This window comes from Curtobacterium sp. USHLN213 (assembly GCF_037144815.1).
Classification (GTDB): domain Bacteria; phylum Actinomycetota; class Actinomycetes; order Actinomycetales; family Microbacteriaceae; genus Curtobacterium.
In genome coordinates this window covers 23,860-39,208 of the sequence record NZ_JBBCYQ010000001.1, presented here as the reverse complement: position 1 = coordinate 39,208, position 15,349 = coordinate 23,860, and the positions used below count along the sequence as shown (strand labels likewise).

General features: G+C 72.0%; 15 protein-coding genes. 5 read left to right on the top strand and 10 right to left on the bottom strand.

The window, feature by feature from the left end:
• Window position 1: 1 nt before the first annotated feature.
• Window positions 2-766: a YebC/PmpR family DNA-binding transcriptional regulator gene (locus tag WFH25_RS00180; RefSeq protein WP_070418971.1), complete on the bottom strand. Its 765-nt coding sequence runs from the start codon at window positions 764-766 to the stop codon at window positions 2-4.
• Window positions 767-898: 132 nt separating this feature from the next.
• Here WFH25_RS00180 and WFH25_RS00175 point away from each other — a divergent pair, with 132 nt between their 5' ends.
• Window positions 899-2,161: an AAA family ATPase gene (locus WFH25_RS00175; protein WP_336696457.1), complete on the top strand. Its 1,263-nt coding sequence runs from the start codon at window positions 899-901 to the stop codon at window positions 2,159-2,161.
• Window positions 2,161-3,618: a tetratricopeptide repeat protein gene (locus tag WFH25_RS00170; protein ID WP_336696456.1), complete on the top strand. Its 1,458-nt coding sequence runs from the start codon at window positions 2,161-2,163 to the stop codon at window positions 3,616-3,618. Before WFH25_RS00175 ends, WFH25_RS00170 begins: the two co-directional genes overlap by 1 nt.
• Window positions 3,619-3,645: 27 nt before the next feature.
• Here the strand turns inward: WFH25_RS00170 and pdxT are convergent, their stop codons facing one another.
• The 8 genes from pdxT to ybaK all read right to left on the bottom strand — a co-directional run bounded on the left by pdxT (window position 3,646) and on the right by ybaK (window position 12,709).
• Window positions 3,646-4,242 carry a pyridoxal 5'-phosphate synthase glutaminase subunit PdxT gene (gene pdxT, locus WFH25_RS00165; protein ID WP_442892393.1) on the bottom strand — a complete coding sequence of 199 codons (597 nt, stop codon included), beginning with the start codon at window positions 4,240-4,242 and terminating at the stop codon, window positions 3,646-3,648.
• Window positions 4,236-5,156 carry a pyridoxal 5'-phosphate synthase lyase subunit PdxS gene (gene pdxS, locus WFH25_RS00160; RefSeq protein ID WP_070418967.1) on the bottom strand — a complete coding sequence of 307 codons (921 nt, stop codon included), beginning with the start codon at window positions 5,154-5,156 and terminating at the stop codon, window positions 4,236-4,238. Before pdxS ends, pdxT begins: the two co-directional genes overlap by 7 nt.
• Window positions 5,157-5,168: 12 nt before the next feature.
• Window positions 5,169-5,852, bottom strand: coding sequence for an HIT family protein (locus WFH25_RS00155; RefSeq protein ID WP_336696454.1), 684 nt, complete (start codon window positions 5,850-5,852; stop codon window positions 5,169-5,171).
• On the bottom strand, window positions 5,852-7,903 hold the full coding sequence (thrS, locus tag WFH25_RS00150; RefSeq protein WP_442892387.1) for a threonine--tRNA ligase: 2,052 nt from the start codon (window positions 7,901-7,903) through the stop codon (window positions 5,852-5,854). Before thrS ends, WFH25_RS00155 begins: the two co-directional genes overlap by 1 nt.
• Window positions 7,904-7,965: 62 nt before the next feature.
• The gene (locus tag WFH25_RS00145) at window positions 7,966-8,508 is read right to left on the bottom strand and encodes an adenine phosphoribosyltransferase (RefSeq protein WP_070418966.1); all 543 of its coding nucleotides are present in this window, start codon (window positions 8,506-8,508) and stop codon (window positions 7,966-7,968) included.
• 206 nt (window positions 8,509-8,714) lie between these two features.
• Window positions 8,715-8,948: a hypothetical protein gene (locus WFH25_RS00140; protein WP_309889098.1), complete on the bottom strand. Its 234-nt coding sequence runs from the start codon at window positions 8,946-8,948 to the stop codon at window positions 8,715-8,717.
• Window positions 8,949-9,533: 585 nt separating this feature from the next.
• The gene (locus WFH25_RS00135; RefSeq protein ID WP_336696453.1) at window positions 9,534-12,128 is read right to left on the bottom strand and encodes an ATP-dependent Clp protease ATP-binding subunit; all 2,595 of its coding nucleotides are present in this window, start codon (window positions 12,126-12,128) and stop codon (window positions 9,534-9,536) included.
• A gap of 95 nt (window positions 12,129-12,223) precedes the next feature.
• On the bottom strand, window positions 12,224-12,709 hold the full coding sequence (gene ybaK / locus WFH25_RS00130; protein ID WP_070418963.1) for a Cys-tRNA(Pro) deacylase: 486 nt from the start codon (window positions 12,707-12,709) through the stop codon (window positions 12,224-12,226).
• Window positions 12,710-12,776: 67 nt separating this feature from the next.
• Between ybaK and WFH25_RS00125 the strand changes: the two genes are divergently transcribed.
• Both WFH25_RS00125 and WFH25_RS00120 read left to right on the top strand, forming a co-directional pair.
• On the top strand, window positions 12,777-13,052 hold the full coding sequence (locus tag WFH25_RS00125; RefSeq protein WP_336696452.1) for a DUF6412 domain-containing protein: 276 nt from the start codon (window positions 12,777-12,779) through the stop codon (window positions 13,050-13,052).
• A 67-nt stretch (window positions 13,053-13,119) separates the two neighbouring features.
• Window positions 13,120-13,857 (top strand): YidC/Oxa1 family membrane protein insertase, encoded by a 738-nt coding sequence (locus WFH25_RS00120; protein ID WP_336696451.1) that lies wholly within the window; start codon window positions 13,120-13,122, stop codon window positions 13,855-13,857.
• A 24-nt stretch (window positions 13,858-13,881) separates the two neighbouring features.
• Here WFH25_RS00120 and WFH25_RS00115 read toward each other — a convergent pair whose 3' ends face one another.
• Window positions 13,882-14,085: a hypothetical protein gene (locus tag WFH25_RS00115; RefSeq protein WP_071294668.1), complete on the bottom strand. Its 204-nt coding sequence runs from the start codon at window positions 14,083-14,085 to the stop codon at window positions 13,882-13,884.
• Between the two features lie 90 nt (window positions 14,086-14,175).
• Between WFH25_RS00115 and WFH25_RS00110 the strand changes: the two genes are divergently transcribed.
• Window positions 14,176-15,222 (top strand): hypothetical protein, encoded by a 1,047-nt coding sequence (locus tag WFH25_RS00110; RefSeq protein WP_336696450.1) that lies wholly within the window; start codon window positions 14,176-14,178, stop codon window positions 15,220-15,222.
• Window positions 15,223-15,349 lie beyond the last annotated feature (127 nt).

Genomic DNA, 15,349 nt, shown 5'->3' with positions numbered 1-15,349 from the left:
GCTAGTCCTCGTCCTCGTCGAGCTCGGCCTGGACGTCCGCGGGGATGTCGAAGTTCGAGTAGACGTTCTGCACGTCGTCGCTGTCCTCGAGCGCGTCGATCAGGCGGAACACCTTGCGCGCCGTGTCGGCGTCGACCGGCACCTTGAGGCCGGGGACGAACTCGGCGTCGGCGGAGTCGTAGTCGATCCCGGCGTCCTGCAGCGCGGTGCGTGCCGCGACGAGGTCGGTCGCCTCGGTGATGACCTCGAAACCGCCGCCCTGGTCGATGACGTCCTCGACGCCGGCGTCCAGCACCGCCGTCATGACGGTGTCCTCGTCGAGGCCGTCGGTCTTGGTGACGGAGATGACGCCCTTGCGGGAGAAGTTGTAGGCGACGCTGCCCGGGTCGGCCATGGTGCCGCCGTTCCGCGACATCGCGGTGCGGACCTCGGCGGCGGCACGGTTCTTGTTGTCCGTGAGGCACTCGATGAGCATCGCGACGCCGTTCGGGCCGTAGCCCTCGTACATGATCGTCGTGTACTCGATCGTCTCACCGGTCAGGCCGGCACCGCGCTTGATGGCGCGGTCGATGTTGTCGTTGGGGACCGAGGTCTTCTTGGCCTTCTGCACGGCGTCGACGAGGGTCGGGTTGCCGGAGAGGTCGGCGCCGCCCATCTTGGCGGCGACCTCGATGTTCTTGATGAGCTTCGCGAACGACTTGGCACGTCGCTGGTCGATGACGGCCTTCTTGTGCTTGGTCGTTGCCCACTTGGAATGCCCGGACACGGTGCTCCTTGCGTCTTGCGGAAAGTCCCGTCCAGCTTAGCGGCCTGGAGGGACGGTGCGGCCCCGCCTCGCGGGCGGGCTCGTCGACGCACGTACGATGGTGCCCAGCACCGGGACGACCAGGGGGAACGCATGACCGATCCGCTGTCCGCACTCGAGGCCGCCGTCCAGGCGCTCCCCGACGACCGGACCCTCCGGGTCCGCTACGCCGAGCTGCTCGCCGACGCCGGCCGGCACGGCGAGGCGATCGAGCAGGCGAGCGTCGTGCTGCGCGAGGCGCCGGAGGACGAGGCAGCGAAGGCGGTCGTCCGGCGCGCGGCCCTCGCGGCAGCGGAGCCGCCGGGATCGACGCCGGCAGCGGCGCCGCCGGACGACCGGCACGAGGACATCGACTGGTCCGAGCTCGAGGCGTCGATCGCGAACCCGACCGAGCCGCCGTTCGTCGAGCGGGTCGTGGCCGAGCACGACGAGGAGCTCGTGGCCGAGGCTGGCGAGACCGCCGAGGACGCCGATCCGGTGGCGGAGCTGCGCCGCGAGACCGTCCGACTCGCCGACGTCGGCGGGCTCGAGGTCGTGAAGCGGCGGATCGACGAGTCGTTCCTGCAGCCGATGGCGCACCCCGAGATCGCGGCCGCGTTCGGCAAGAAGCTCCGCGGCGGCCTGCTGCTGTACGGTCCGCCCGGCTGCGGCAAGACGTTCCTCGCCCGCGCGATCGCCGGCGAGCTCGGGGCGCACTTCATCTCCGTCACGCTCAGCGACGTGCTCGACCGGTTCATCGGCGAGAGCGAGAAGAACATCCACCGGGTGTTCCGCACAGCCCGCGAGCACGCGCCGGCCGTGCTGTTCTTCGACGAGATGGACGCGATCGGCGCGAAGCGGAGCGGGAACACGTTCTCGTCGTTCCGGAACGTCGTCAACCAGATCCTCGTCGAGATGGACGGGGTCGACTCGCAGAACGACGGCGTCTACGTCCTCGCGGCCACGAACCACCCGTGGGAGGTCGACGCCGCGCTGAAGCGACCGGGACGCTTCGACCGGATGGTCCTCGTCCGTCCGCCGGACGACGACGCCCGCGAGGCGATCCTCCGTGTCCATCTCCGCCGACGGCCGATCGAGGGCATCGACCTCGGCGACCTCGTCCGTCGCACGAAGGGGTTCTCCGGCGCCGACCTGGAGCACCTCGTGACCACCGCGGCGGAGAAGGCGATGACGGAGTCGATCCGGACCGGGTCCGTGCGGCCGATGCGGATGGACGACATGCGCGCCGCCCTCAAGGAGGTCAAGCCGTCGATCGGCCCCTGGGTGCAGACCGCCCGCAACGTCGCGGAGTACTCCAACGGCAGCGGTGAGTACGACGACATGGTCGAGTGGCTCCGCGAGGAGAAGCAGCTCTGATGGCCGACGCGGTCGACGTCGTGGTCGAGCGCGCCGACGCGCTCCTGGGCTTCAAGCGCCCGGACGACGCGCGGGCCGTGCTCACCGCCGCCGTCGCGAGCACACCGGACGACCCCCGGCTGTGGGCGACACTCGCACGGGCGGAACGTGCGCGCCACGACCACGCCGCCAGTCGCACCGCCGCCGAGCGCGCCCTCGCGCTCGACCCCGACAACGCCACCGCACTGTCCGCCCGGGTGAACGCGATGCTCGACGCGAACGAGCGCCAGGCGGCGAAGGCCGCGGCCGAGGAACTGCGCGAGCGCCGGCCGGACTGGGCGACCGCGCACCTGCTGTGGGCGTTCGCACACACACGCTGGTCGCACGCGAAGCGGTCCGCAGCGGAGGAAGCCGCGTGGCCGACGGCGGACGTCGCCCGGTCCGCGGCAGCCCTCGACCGCGCGCTCGAGCTCGCACCCCACGACGCCCGGCTGTTCGCCGACGCGGCGCAGTGCTACCGCGCCCTCTCGTGGACCGACGGGGCCCTCGCGCCACGGGCTCGCGAGGCCATGGACCGAGCACTCGAGCTCGACCCGAACGACGAGTGGGTGATGCTCGCGGCCGGGTCGGTCCTGCAGCTGTCCGAGCGGGTCGCGCAGTCCGCTCAGGTCCTCGCGCAGCACCCGACGTCGTGGGAGGCCCGCCGGCGTGTGGACGACGGGCTCTGGAGCCTCGTGTCGGTGCCGGTCGGCGTCGTCGCCTGGTCCCTCGTCGTGACGGTGCTCGGCGCCCACATCGCTGCCGGGGGCGGTGCGAACGTCGTCACGAAGACGCTCGGGTGGACCCTGACCGGCATCGCGGCGCTCTGGGTCTGCTTCGTGGAGGTGCACTCGTTCGCGAAGTTCCCGCGCGGACTGCTCCTCCGGACGATGCGGCGGGTCCCGCTCGTGCCGGTCGTGCTCGGCGTCGCGGCACTCACCTGGATCGCCGGCGCCGCCGGAGCGGTGCTCCTGCTCGCCGGCATCGTCCCACCCGCCGGCGACGGGTACACCACCGTCGTCACCGTGCTCGCCGTCGCGCTGCTGCTGCAGTCCGCTGCGCAGGACGTCACCACGATCGTGCAACGCCGCCGTCAGGTGCGGTCCGGGCTGTGGGACGGGCTCGTCGCCGACCGCGGACGGCGTCGCAAGGAGGAGAACGACCGGGGTGGTGCGTACATCGCCGGCTTCGCCGCGCTCGTGACCTGGGGCATCGTCGCGCTGGCGGCACCGACCACGGGGACGTGGGCCGTGGCCGCCGTCCCGCTGCTGCTCGCCACACGGGTGTTCGTGCTGCAGAGCGCGGCCGAGATCCTGCGTGCGGTGGGCCGGCCGCGGCGCGCTCGGCTCGTCGTGTACGCCGTGATCGCCCTCGGGTTCGCGGCGTTCGCCGTCCGGGCCGTCGTGGTGCAGGTGCTGGTCGCTACCGGCGTGGCCTGACCCCGTCGAGCGACCGGCCGGTCGGCGTCAGGCGGCGCGGACGAGGTCGAGGAAGCGCCGGTGGAAGCGGTCCTCGCCGGCGACCTCGGGGTGGAACGCACTCGCGATGACGGCGCCCTGCTGGACCGCGACGACCTGCCCGTCGGGGAGCGCGCCGAGGACGTCGACCCCGGGGCCGTGCTGCTCCACCACGGGCGCGCGGATGAACACCGCGTGCACCGGGGCCTCGCCGAGGGCCGGCATCGGGATGTCGATCTCGAACGAGTCGTTCTGGCTGCCGAAGGCGTTGCGGCGCACCGTCGTGTCGAGCACGTCGAGCGTCTGCTGCCCGGGGATGCCGGCGGCGATGCGCGAGGAGAGCATGATCATGCCCGCGCAGGTGCCGTAGGTCGGCATCCCGCCGCGGATCGCCTCGGACAGCGGCTCGGCGACGCCGAAGGCACGCGCCAGCTTGTCCATGACGCTGGACTCCCCGCCCGGGATGACGACGCCGTCGAGGGCGCCGATCTCCTCCGGGCGACGGAGCGGCACCACGTCGGCACCGAGTTCCGTCAGCGACGCGATGTGCTCACGGAAGTCGCCCTGCAGCGCGAGGACCCCGATGCGGGGCCGGGCGCTCACCAGCCGCGCTCGGCGAGACGGTGCGGTGCGGGGACGTCGGCGACGTTGATGCCGACCATCGCCTCGCCCAGACCGCGGGAGACCTCGGCGATGACCTTGGGGTCGTCGTGGAAGGTCGTGGCCTTGACGATCGCGGCGGCACGCTTCGCCGGGTCGCCGGACTTGAAGATGCCTGAGCCGACGAACACGCCGTCCGCGCCGAGCTGCATCATCATCGCGGCGTCGGCCGGGGTCGCGACGCCACCGGCGGTGAAGAGCACCACGGGGAGCTTGCCGGTCTGCGCGACCTCCTTCACGATGTCGAACGGGGCCTGCAGGTCCTTCGCGGCGACGTAGAGTTCGTCTTCCTTGAGGTGGCGCAGCGCCGCGATCTCCTTGTTGATCGTGCGGATGTGCTTGGTGGCCTCGGACACGTCACCCGTGCCGGCCTCGCCCTTGGAGCGGATCATGGCCGCGCCCTCGGTGATGCGACGGAGCGCCTCGCCCAGGTTGGTCGCACCGCAGACGAAGGGGGTGGTGAAGTTCCACTTGTCGATGTGGTTGACGTAGTCGGCCGGCGACAGCACCTCGGACTCGTCGATGTAGTCGACGCCGAGCTCCTGCAGCACCTGCGCCTCGACGAAGTGGCCGATGCGGGCCTTCGCCATGACGGGGATCGACACGCTCGCGATGATCTCCTCGATCATGGACGGGTCGGACATGCGGGCGACGCCACCCTGCGCGCGGATGTCGGCGGGGACGCGCTCGAGGGCCATGACGGCGGTCGCGCCGGCCTCTTCCGCGATGCGGGCCTGCTCGGCGTCGACGACGTCCATGATCACGCCGCCCTTGAGCATCTCGGCGAGGCCGCGCTTGACGCGGTCCGAGCCGGTGATCGAGGTGCCGGGGGTGCTCGTGGTGCTGCTGCTGTCGCTCATGATGCCGACAGTCTAGTGCTCCGACGGCCACCCTTCGGCGACGAGTCGGCGGGTCTCGCCGAGCAGCTGGGACATCGACTTCGTCCGCGCGATGATCGGGAAGAAGTTCGCGTCCGACTGCCACCGCGGCACGATGTGCTGGTGCAGGTGGCCGGCCACACCGGCGCCGGCGACCTCGCCCTGGTTCATCCCGATGTTGAAGCCGTCGCAGTGCGACACGGCCCGCAGGACGCGCATCGCCGTCTGGGTGAGCTCGCCGATCTCGCGGAGTTCGTCCGGCGTCGCCTCGTCGTAGAGCGGGACGTGGCGGTACGGGCAGACGAGCAGGTGCCCGTTGTTGTACGGGAACAGGTTGAGCAGGACGTAGGCGTGCTCGCCCCGCGCGACGATGAGGCCGTCCTCGTCGGACCCGCGCGGAGCCTCGCAGAACGGGCAGTCGTCGTCGTGGCCGCGGCCCCTGCCCTCGCGCCCGGCGTCGATGTACGCCATCCGGTGCGGATTCCAGAGGCGCTGGAACGCATCGGGCACCGCGGCGCCGGTCGCGGCATCGCGGATCACGAGCGGGTCGTCCGCCCCGCCGGAGCCAGCCGCGCCGGCCGGACCCGACGAGTCGGGAGCGGGCACGGCGGTGGGACCGGCCGCGTCGTCGACGCGACCGGTCCCACCGACGGGATCCGTGCCTCCTGGAGGGGTCATCAGACCTGCGCGCGCTCGCGGATCGCGGTGAGGATGCGCTCGACCGCCTCGTCCACGGGCACACCGTTGTCCTGTCGACCGTCACGGAAGCGGAACGAGACCGCGCCGGCGTCGCGGTCGTCGCCGCCCGCGATGAGCTGGAACGGCACCTTCTGCTTCGTGTGCGTGCGGATCTTCTTCTGCATGCGGTCGTCCGAGTGGTCGACCTCGGCACGGACGCCGTGCGAGCGCAGCTTCGCGACGACCTCGTCGAGGTAGTCGCCGTACTCCGCCGCGACCGGGATCGCGACGACCTGGACCGGGGCGAGCCAGGCCGGGAACGCGCCGGCGTAGTGCTCGGTGAGGACGCCGAAGAACCGCTCGATCGAGCCGAACAGCGCGCGGTGGATCATGACGGGGCGCTGCCGCGTGCCGTCCGCCGCCGCGTACTCGAGGCCGAAGCGCTCGGGCAGGTTGAAGTCGAGCTGGACGGTCGACATCTGCCAGGTGCGGCCGATGGCGTCACGGGCCTGCACCGAGATCTTCGGGCCGTAGAAGGCGGCACCGGCGGGGTCCGGCACGAGTTCGAGTCCGGTCTCCTCCGCCACCTCGCGCAGGGTGTTCGTGGCGACGTCCCACACGTCGTCGTCGCCGACGTACTTCTCGGGGTCCTTCGTGGAGAGCTCGAGGTAGAAGTCGTCGAGGCCGTAGTCACGGAGCAGCGACAGCACGAACTGGAGGGTCGTGGTGAGCTCCTCCTTCATCTTCTCCTGCGTGGTGAAGATGTGCGCGTCGTCCTGGGTCAGGCCGCGCACGCGGGTGAGGCCGTGGATGACGCCGGACTTCTCGTTGCGGTAGACCGTGCCGAACTCGAACATCCGCAGGGGCAGGTCGCGGTAGGACCGGGCCTGCGAGCGGTACGCCAGGATGTGCATCGGGCAGTTCATCGGCTTGAGGTAGTAGTCGGCGCCCTGGCGGGTGATGTTGCCGTCCTCGTCGCGCGCCTCGTCCATGTGCATGGCCGGGAACATGCCGTCCTTGTACCAGCCGAGGTGCCCGGAGGTCTCGAACAGGTCGCCCTTGGTGATGTGGGGCGTGTAGACGAACGAGTAGCCCTCTTGCTCGTGCCGACGGCGCGAGTAGTCCTCCATCTCGCGGCGGATGATGCCGCCCTTCGGGTGGAAGATCGCCAGGCCGGACCCGATCTCGTCGGGGAAGGAGAACAGGTCGAGCTCGGCGCCGAGCTTGCGGTGGTCGCGCTTCGCAGCCTCTTCCAGCCGGAGCAGGTAGGCCTTCAGCTGGTCCTTGTCGGGCCACGCGGTGCCGTACACGCGCTGGAGCTGCGGGTTCTTCTCCGAGCCGCGCCAGTACGCCGCGGCGACGCGCATGAGCTTCGACGCGTTGCCGATGATGCGGGTGTGCGGCAGGTGCGGGCCGCGGCAGAGGTCCTGCCAGACGACCTCGCCCGTCTTCGGGTCGACGTTCTCGTAGACCGTCAGCTCGCCGGCACCGACCTCGACGCTCTCGCCCGAGTCGCCGGCGTCCGCAGCGCCCTTGAGGCCGAGGAGCTCCTGCTTGTAGGGCTCCCCCGCCATGCGCTCGCGGGCTTCCTCGTCGGTGACGACGACGCGGCGGAAGCGCTGGGCCTGCCGGATGATCCGGTCCATGTTCTTCTCGATCGCCTTGAGGTCTTCGGGGGTGAAGGGCTCGGCGACGTCGAAGTCGTAGTAGTAGCCGTCGGTGACGGGCGGGCCGATGCCGAGCTTGGCGTCGGGGTTGATCTGCTGCACCGCCTGCGCGAGCACGTGCGCGGCCGAGTGGCGCAGGATGTCGAGGCCGTCCTGCTCGTCGAGGGTGACCGGCTCGACGAGGTCACCGGCGTCGACCGCGGCCGCGAGGTCCTTGAGCACACCCGCGACACGGATCGCCACGACACCGCGGACGCCGTCGAACAGCTCGGTGCCCGTCGTGGTCGTCGTCGCGGTGCGGGGCTCGGGTGCCTGGGGCACGGCTGCGGGCTCGGCGTTGTCCGGCGACGCGCCTTCCGGCGCTGCGGCGACTGACTCGGTCACGATGATGGGACTCCTCGGTTGGATGGTGGATCAAGACTAGTGCGCGGGGCGCCCGCCGAGACTCACGCGGGGACGGCGCCGAGGGTCTGCACGGGCAGGCGCGGTTCGAGGCGCTCGCGGCCCGACAGGCCGTCGAGTTCGAGCAGCGCGGCGAAGCCGATCGCCTCGTAGCCGGCGCGCTCGAGCAGGGTCACGGTCGCGGCCGCGGTGCCCCCGGTCGCGAGGACGTCGTCGACCACGAGCACGCGCGTGCCCGCGGGCAACTGGCCGGGGCGGAGCTCGAGCTCGGCCTCGCCGTACTCGAGCGCGTACTGCTCGCTGAGGACCTCGCCGGGGAGCTTGCCCGCCTTGCGGACGGTGAGGACGCCGACCTGGTGCTGCGCGGCGATCCCGCCGGCCAGCGCGAAGCCGCGGGCCTCGATGCCGGCGACGGCGGCGAAGCCCTCGCCGATCGCGAAGGGTGCTGCGAGTGCCTCGCACACGCGGCCGAACGCGACGGCGTCGGAGAACACCGGCGTGACGTCGCGGAACAGGATCCCCGGCGATGGGAAGTCCGGGACGATGGCGGTGAGGCGTTCGACGAGTGCAGCTGCGGTTTCGGTCACCCGACAACGGTACGGGAGGGGGTGCGCCCGACCCGCCCCGCACCGTGCGCGGTTGGGCGCGCAGGGCGCGGGGGCGCGGTTCGCGTGACAGTGTGCGAGGTCCCGCGCTCCGTGCGGGGCCAGGGGCCGGGCACGGAGGGCGGAACCTCGCACACTGCGGCAGACGCGGGGCGGCGCGCGCGGCGCGCGCCGCAGCGCCGCGCGGCTCAGCGCCAGCGGTTGAGCATGCCGACCTGCGTGAGCCACGCGGCCTCGCGGGCGGCGCGCTCCTGTTCGAGGCGCCGGCGCGTCTCGAGGTCGACCGACGGACGCACGTGGTGCGTCCGACGACTCCAGATGATCAGGGACATCCCGATGCGGAGTGCGATGCGGTCGGAGAGCGAGACCCGACGGCGCACCGCACGGGTATCGGGGGGACGGTTGACGGTCTTCGTTGACAAGGTGGTGCCTTTCAGGCGTGACGACGACTGCCAGGGCATGGCAGTACTGCCCGGAACGCGGGCAAGGGAGATGAATGCGCGAGAATGCATTCCGCGCCCCGTCGAAGAATGCACGACGGGTGCGGTCAGGAATTGCTGCCGATGGAAGGAGCGTCACACCGGCCACCGACATTCACGACCGGTTTCGGGCACACGCCGAGTGCGTCACCGCGAGGGCGACGGGCGAGTGCGACCGAGGGTCGGAACGGCACCGGACGGCGAGGATGACCTCAGCGCGGACGGGCCGGTCGGAGATGCGACTGGTGTGGGACGCCCCGTGTCAGCGGACCCGGATCGGGGTGCCGCCGGACGTACGGATTCCACGGAACGGAGTCGTTTCGGTGAACATCATGGTCAGGCCCCCTCTCGGTCTCGTGCTGACGCGGTGATTGCTGCTCGTGAACACTATCCACACCGGTATTCCCCGCGCAACCCTTTTCTCGAGATTCGTCCGGAATTGCATTCCCGAACAGTTCGGGGACGCCGGACACGCAGAACGCCCCGGTCCCACGAGGGGTACCGGGGCGTTCGATGCGGACGAGGTGCCTAGACCGCGGCGGGGACCGCGACCGTGGCGTCGAGCGCGCCGTCGACCACGTCGACCCGGACGGTGTCGCCCTCGGACACGGCCTCGTCGACCACGAGGCTCGCGATGCGGTCGTCGACCTCGCGCTGGATCAGCCGACGGAGCGGGCGGGCGCCGTACTCCGGCTCGTAGCCGTGCTCGGCGAGCCACTCGACCGCGGCGTCCGTCACCGTCAGGGTCATCCCCTGGGCGACGAGGCGGAGCGCGGTGTCCTCGAGCAGGAGCGAGACGATCGACTCGATCTGCGAGCGGTCCAGCTTGCGGAACAGCACGATCTCGTCGATGCGGTTGATGAACTCCGGCCGCATCGCCTCACGGAGCTTGCCCATGACCCGGGCGCGCAGGTCGTCCTCGGCGAACCCGTCCCCGGAGCCGACCGGCGCGAAGCCGAGTGCACCGGAGCGCGACGCGAGGAACTCCGAGCCGATGTTCGACGTCATGATCACGACGGTGTTCCGGAAGTCCACCGTGCGGCCCTGGCCGTCCGTCAGCCGACCGTCGTCGAGCACCTGCAACAGCAGGTTGAACACGTCCGGGTGCGCTTTCTCGACCTCGTCGAGCAGGACGACCGAGTACGGGTTCCGACGGACACGCTCGGTGAGCTGCCCGGCCTCGTCGTAGCCGACGTACCCGGGAGGGGCGCCGACCAACCGCGACACGGTGTGCCGCTCGCCGAACTCGCTCATGTCGAAGCGCAGCATCGCCGACTCGTCGCCGAACAGCGACCCTGCCAACGCCTTCGCGAGCTCGGTCTTGCCGACACCGGTCGGACCGAGGAACAGGAAGCTGCCCACCGGACGACGGGGGTCGCCCATGCCGGTCCGGCTGCGCCGCACCGCGGTCGCGATCGCCCGCACGGCGTCGTCCTGGCCGACGACGCGCTCGTGGAGTTCGTCCTCGAGCGCGGCGAGCCGGGAGCGGTCGCCCTGCGTCAGGCGGGTCGCCGGGATCCCGGTGGCACGCGACACGACGGCCGCGATGTCCTCCTCCGTGATCGAGGTGCCCACGGATTCCGGACCGGAGGCGCGACCGGCGTCGGCCGATCGGGCGGCGGTGATCCGTGCCTCCAGTCCGTCGATCTCGTCGCGCAGGAGCGACGCTTCCTCGTAGTGCTCCTCGGCGACGGCCGCGTCCTTCGACGCGGTGAGCGTCGCGACCTGTGCGCGGAGCGCCTCGACGTCGACGTCGCCCGACAGGGCCAGGCGACGACGTGCGCCGGCCTGGTCGATGAGGTCGATGGCCTTGTCCGGCAGGTGCCGGTCGGTGACGTAGCGGTGCGAGAGCTCGACCGAGGCGCGCAGGGCGTCCGGCGTGTAGGTGACGCTGTGGTGCTCCTCGTAGCGCGGGGCGAGTCCGGTGAGGATCGCGACGGCGTCCTCGACGCTCGGCTCCCCCACCGTGACCGGCTGGAAGCGACGCTCGAGTGCGGCGTCCTTCTCGATCCGGCGGTACTCGTTCAGCGTGGTCGCGCCGACCATGTGCAGGTCGCCACGGGCCAGCCGGGGCTTGAGGATGTTGCCGGCGTCCATCGAACCGCCCTCGCCGCCACCACCGGCGCCGACGACGGTGTGCAGCTCGTCCACGAACACGATGAGCTCGTCCGCGTGCGCCGCGATCTCGTCCATCGCCTTCGTGAGGCGCTCCTCGAAGTCGCCGCGGTAGCGCGTGCCGGAGAGCATGCCGGCGAGGTCGAGGGCGACCACGCGCTTGCCCTGGAGCAGCACGGGCACGTCGCCGTCGGCGATGCGCTGGGCGAGTCCCTCGACGATGGCGGTCTTGCCGACGCCGGGCTCGCCGATGAGGACGGGGTTGTTCTTGGTGCGACGGAGCAGGATCTCGACGGTCTGCTCGATCTCGTCGGCGCGGCCGATCACCGGGTCGATGCGGCCGTCGCGGGCCCGCTCGGTGAGGTCGGTGCCGAACTGGTCGAGCGTCGGGGTGTCGCTCTCGGTGTCGGTGGTCTGGTCGGTGCTCGTGGGCATCGTGCGCCCCTCCCTGGCCGCCGCCGCGGCCTGCGCGGCGTAGTCCTGCATGACCTGCGGGGTGACGCCGGCACTGGCGAGCAGCTGCCCGGTGACGGTGTCCTGGTCCATGACGAGCGCGAAGAAGACGTGCTCGGGATCGGTGTAGGTGCTGCCGAACCCGCGGGCGGCCTGGGTGGCCTCGAGCAGGATCCGCTGCGCGGTCCCGGTGAGGGCCGGGCGACCGTCGGGCTGCTGGCGGGGTTCGCGCGCCATCGGCAGGCGCTGCTCGACCTCGTCGGCGAACTGCTCGGGGTCGACCCCGGCGTGCCGGAGGACCGCGGTGAACGGGTCGGTGCGGACGAGCACGTGCAGGACGTGCAGGGCGTCGATCTCGTGCTGGCCCTGCTCGGCCGCGAACTCCGCGGTGCGCTGGAGCAGCTCGTGCGTGCGACGGCTGAGCAGTCGCGTGATGTCGACCGGGCGTCCCAGCGGTACGGATCGCTGGGCGCCGGAGTCCTGTGCCGCGAGCAGGCGGGCGAGGAACTCGTCGAACGAGTCGTTGCCGCCGGTCGGGCCGAACGTTGCTGGCAAAGGGACCTCCTGGGAACTTGAGTGCCTTCGACTCAATGCAACGCAGGAGGGACCGGGTCATTCCCGGTCGTGGAAGAAACTTGCGGCGACCCGGCTCAGGTCCGTGCGATCGGTGCTGCGGTCGCCTCGGTGATGCGCACGAGGTCCGCCGGGGACACCTCGATGTCGAAGCCGCGACGCCCGCCGGACACGAAGATGCTCGCGTAGGACAGCGCCGACTCGTCCACCACGGTCGGCAGCTTCGTCTTCTGCCCGACCGGGCTGATCCCGCCCACCACGTAGCCCGTGCGCTTCTCGGCGAGGGCCGGGTCCGCGAGCGTCGCCTTCTTCCCGCCGACGGCAGCCGCGATCGCCTTGAGGTCGAGCCGGTTCGCCACCGGGACGATCGCCACGGCCAGGGCACCGTCGACCGACACCACGAGGGTCTTGAACACCTGCTCCTCGCGGAGCCCGAGGGCGGCCGCGGCCTCCTCGCCGAAGTTCGTGGCGGTCTCGTGGTGCTCGTACACGTGCGGCGTGTACGCGACCCCTGCCCGCTCGAGGGCGGCGGTCGCTGGGGTGCTCGGCGAACCTGCGGTCATGGGCACGATCCTGCCGTGACCAGCCACTTCCCCCACGACGGCGCGCGGGCGTTACCCTGAACGGACCATGACCGCCGTCGAACTCCTGCTGCGTGCCACCGCCGCGCTGGTGCTCGGCTACCCCTCGGTCGGTGCCGTCCCGCTGCTCGCGGTCGCCGCGCTCGGACTCACGGCCGTGGCGGTCGCGGTGCTGGTCGCCGGCGTCCTCGCGATCGTCCTCGGCCTGGTGCCGGTCCGGTCGGCGTCGTCGCGCGCCCCGGTCGACCTCGTGACGCGGATCGCGTGGAGCCACCCCGACGCCGACGGGCACGCCCGACCCCGGGCACCGGGAGCCGTCGCCTGAGGCCCTGACCACCGACCGGTGGACGGGCCGTACACGCGACCCCTCCCACCGAACCGATCGGAACGTCATGGACCTCACCACCCTGCCCCTCGTCGGGCCGCTGCTGCACGGCGGCGCCGACCTCCTCGCCGCCACCATCGCGGCGCTCTCCCCCGTCGCCGGAGGGCTCGCCGCCGCCGTCGCCGTCGTGCTGCTCACCCTGGTGGTCCGGGCCGTGCTCGTCCCGCTCGCCGTGCTGCAGGTCCGCGCGGAACGGGACCGCCGACGCCTCGCCCCGCAGATCGCCGCGCTCCGGGAGCGCCACGCGAAGGACGCCGAACGGCTGCAGCGTGCGATGCAGGAGCTGTACACGAACGAGAGGGTCTCGCCGCTCGCCGGGTGCCTGCCGGTCCTCGCCCAGGCGCCGGTGCTGTCGCTCGTCTACACGCTGTTCACGCACGCCTCGATCGACGGCACGGTGAACACCTTGCTGACGGCAACGCTCGCGGGCGTCCCCCTCGGGCACTCGCTCGTGGTCGTCGTGACCTCGCCGCTCTGGTGGCACGCGTGGGTCGTGGTGCTCCTGCTCGCCGTGCTCGCCCTCGTGGTCGAGCTCACCCGGCGCGCGAACCTGCGGTGGAACCCGGCCGCGGTGCCGGACGCCGCGGTGCCGGGAGCGGGTGCGACGGCGGCGATCGGCCGGTGGGCACCCTTCGTCACGGTGGTGTTCGCCGCGATCGCGCCCCTGGCCGCCGCGCTCTACGTCGTCACGAGTGCCGCGTGGACGCTCGGGGAACGTGCGGTGCTGCGGCGCGTGCTCGCATGACGTCGCGGTCGGGCGGCGGGTGTGTCAGCCGCCCTGACCCTCCTGCTGCGGGCCCTGGTCGACGGGGTCGTACTCGGTGCCGCGTCCCTGCTCCTCGTCCGGCAGGGGGACGTGCCGCTCGGTGCCCGTCCCGCCCGGGCTCGTCGCGACGTAGTCGGCCTCCCCGGACTGCGTGTCGTGGCTCAGCGGCTCGAGGGTCTCGGGGTCGGGATCGTGCTTGTCGCTCATGATCCCCGTCTACGCCCCGCGAACTGGGTGCGCGCCCGCACGGCGCCGGTGGGACGATGGGTGGACAGTGCGACCGGACCGGGAGTGCGCATGGCCGACGACGACGTGGCAGCAGAACGAGCACGGCTCGAGGCGCTCGCATGGGGTGGTGCCGCGTCCGAGACCGACGCGGCCGCAGCGCGGCTCGCCCTCGAGCGGCTCGGCCGAGGACGGCGCGGTCCAGGAGGCGCGGCTCCCGTCTCCCCGCGGGCCCGGTCGACGGGGCGGTCGCGTCCGACCTCCGCGGCCGGCTCCGACCGGGCCGTCACGTCCGGCACGACGAGCCCGTTCCACACCGGCGGTGCGCGGCCCCTCGCCGGTTCCTCGGGAGCCGTCGCCGACCGGGTCACGACGCCGGCACCGGGTCCGGTCTCGGTGCCGTCGACACCGGGGCCGCGGACACCGGAGGCGGGACCACAGGGCGCGGACGCCGCCGCGGGTGCTCCGGGCCCGTTCGACCCGGCGGCGACCGACGACACGAGCGGGGTCCCCGACGGACCGGACCACGGGGTGGGGACCGGCCACGGGACGGAGCCGGGCGACCGTGACGGGGGCGGGTCGCGCCTCCTGGACCGCATCGGCGCCTGGCGGACGCGAGCCGCACGGGTGTTCTGGACCACCCGGCCGCGCGTCTGGATCGGGCTGGGCGTCGCGGCTGCCGTCGGCGTGGCGTTCGCGGCGGGGACGGTGGTCGGGACCTCGAGGCCGGACCCGGCGGCGGCGCCGAGCGTGACGCCGAGTGCCGGGACGATCACGCTCGAGGACCTGCTGGACGCGCCGCAGACCTACGCCGACCAGCTGCCGGGACCGGTCGAGGCGCCGGTCACGCTCCGGACGACGCGGCTCATCTTCACGAACCGTGCGCTCGACGGCGGCTCGTTCGAGACCCCCTGGAGCGTGTGGGCCGGCGTCGGGACGGACCGGTCGACGATCTGCCTCGTCGCGACGGCGAACCGGCTGGAGTCGACGTCCGCGTGCTACCCGCGGCAGGACGCGCTGCACGGGTCGGTCTCGCTGTCGGCGCAGTCGATGAGCGGCACGCTGACGCTGAGCCTCCGGGGCGGCGGGGTGCAGGGCACCGTGACGAACGAGAACTGATCGGGAATGTCTCGGCACTGATGGCGTTGGAGCGCTCCTAGGACTTTCTCGGCGAAGGCCCTCGCATCTCCTCGCTGCAGCGTGCAACACTGGAAGAGCGCACTCGCCGTGGAGTCGTACCCACAAT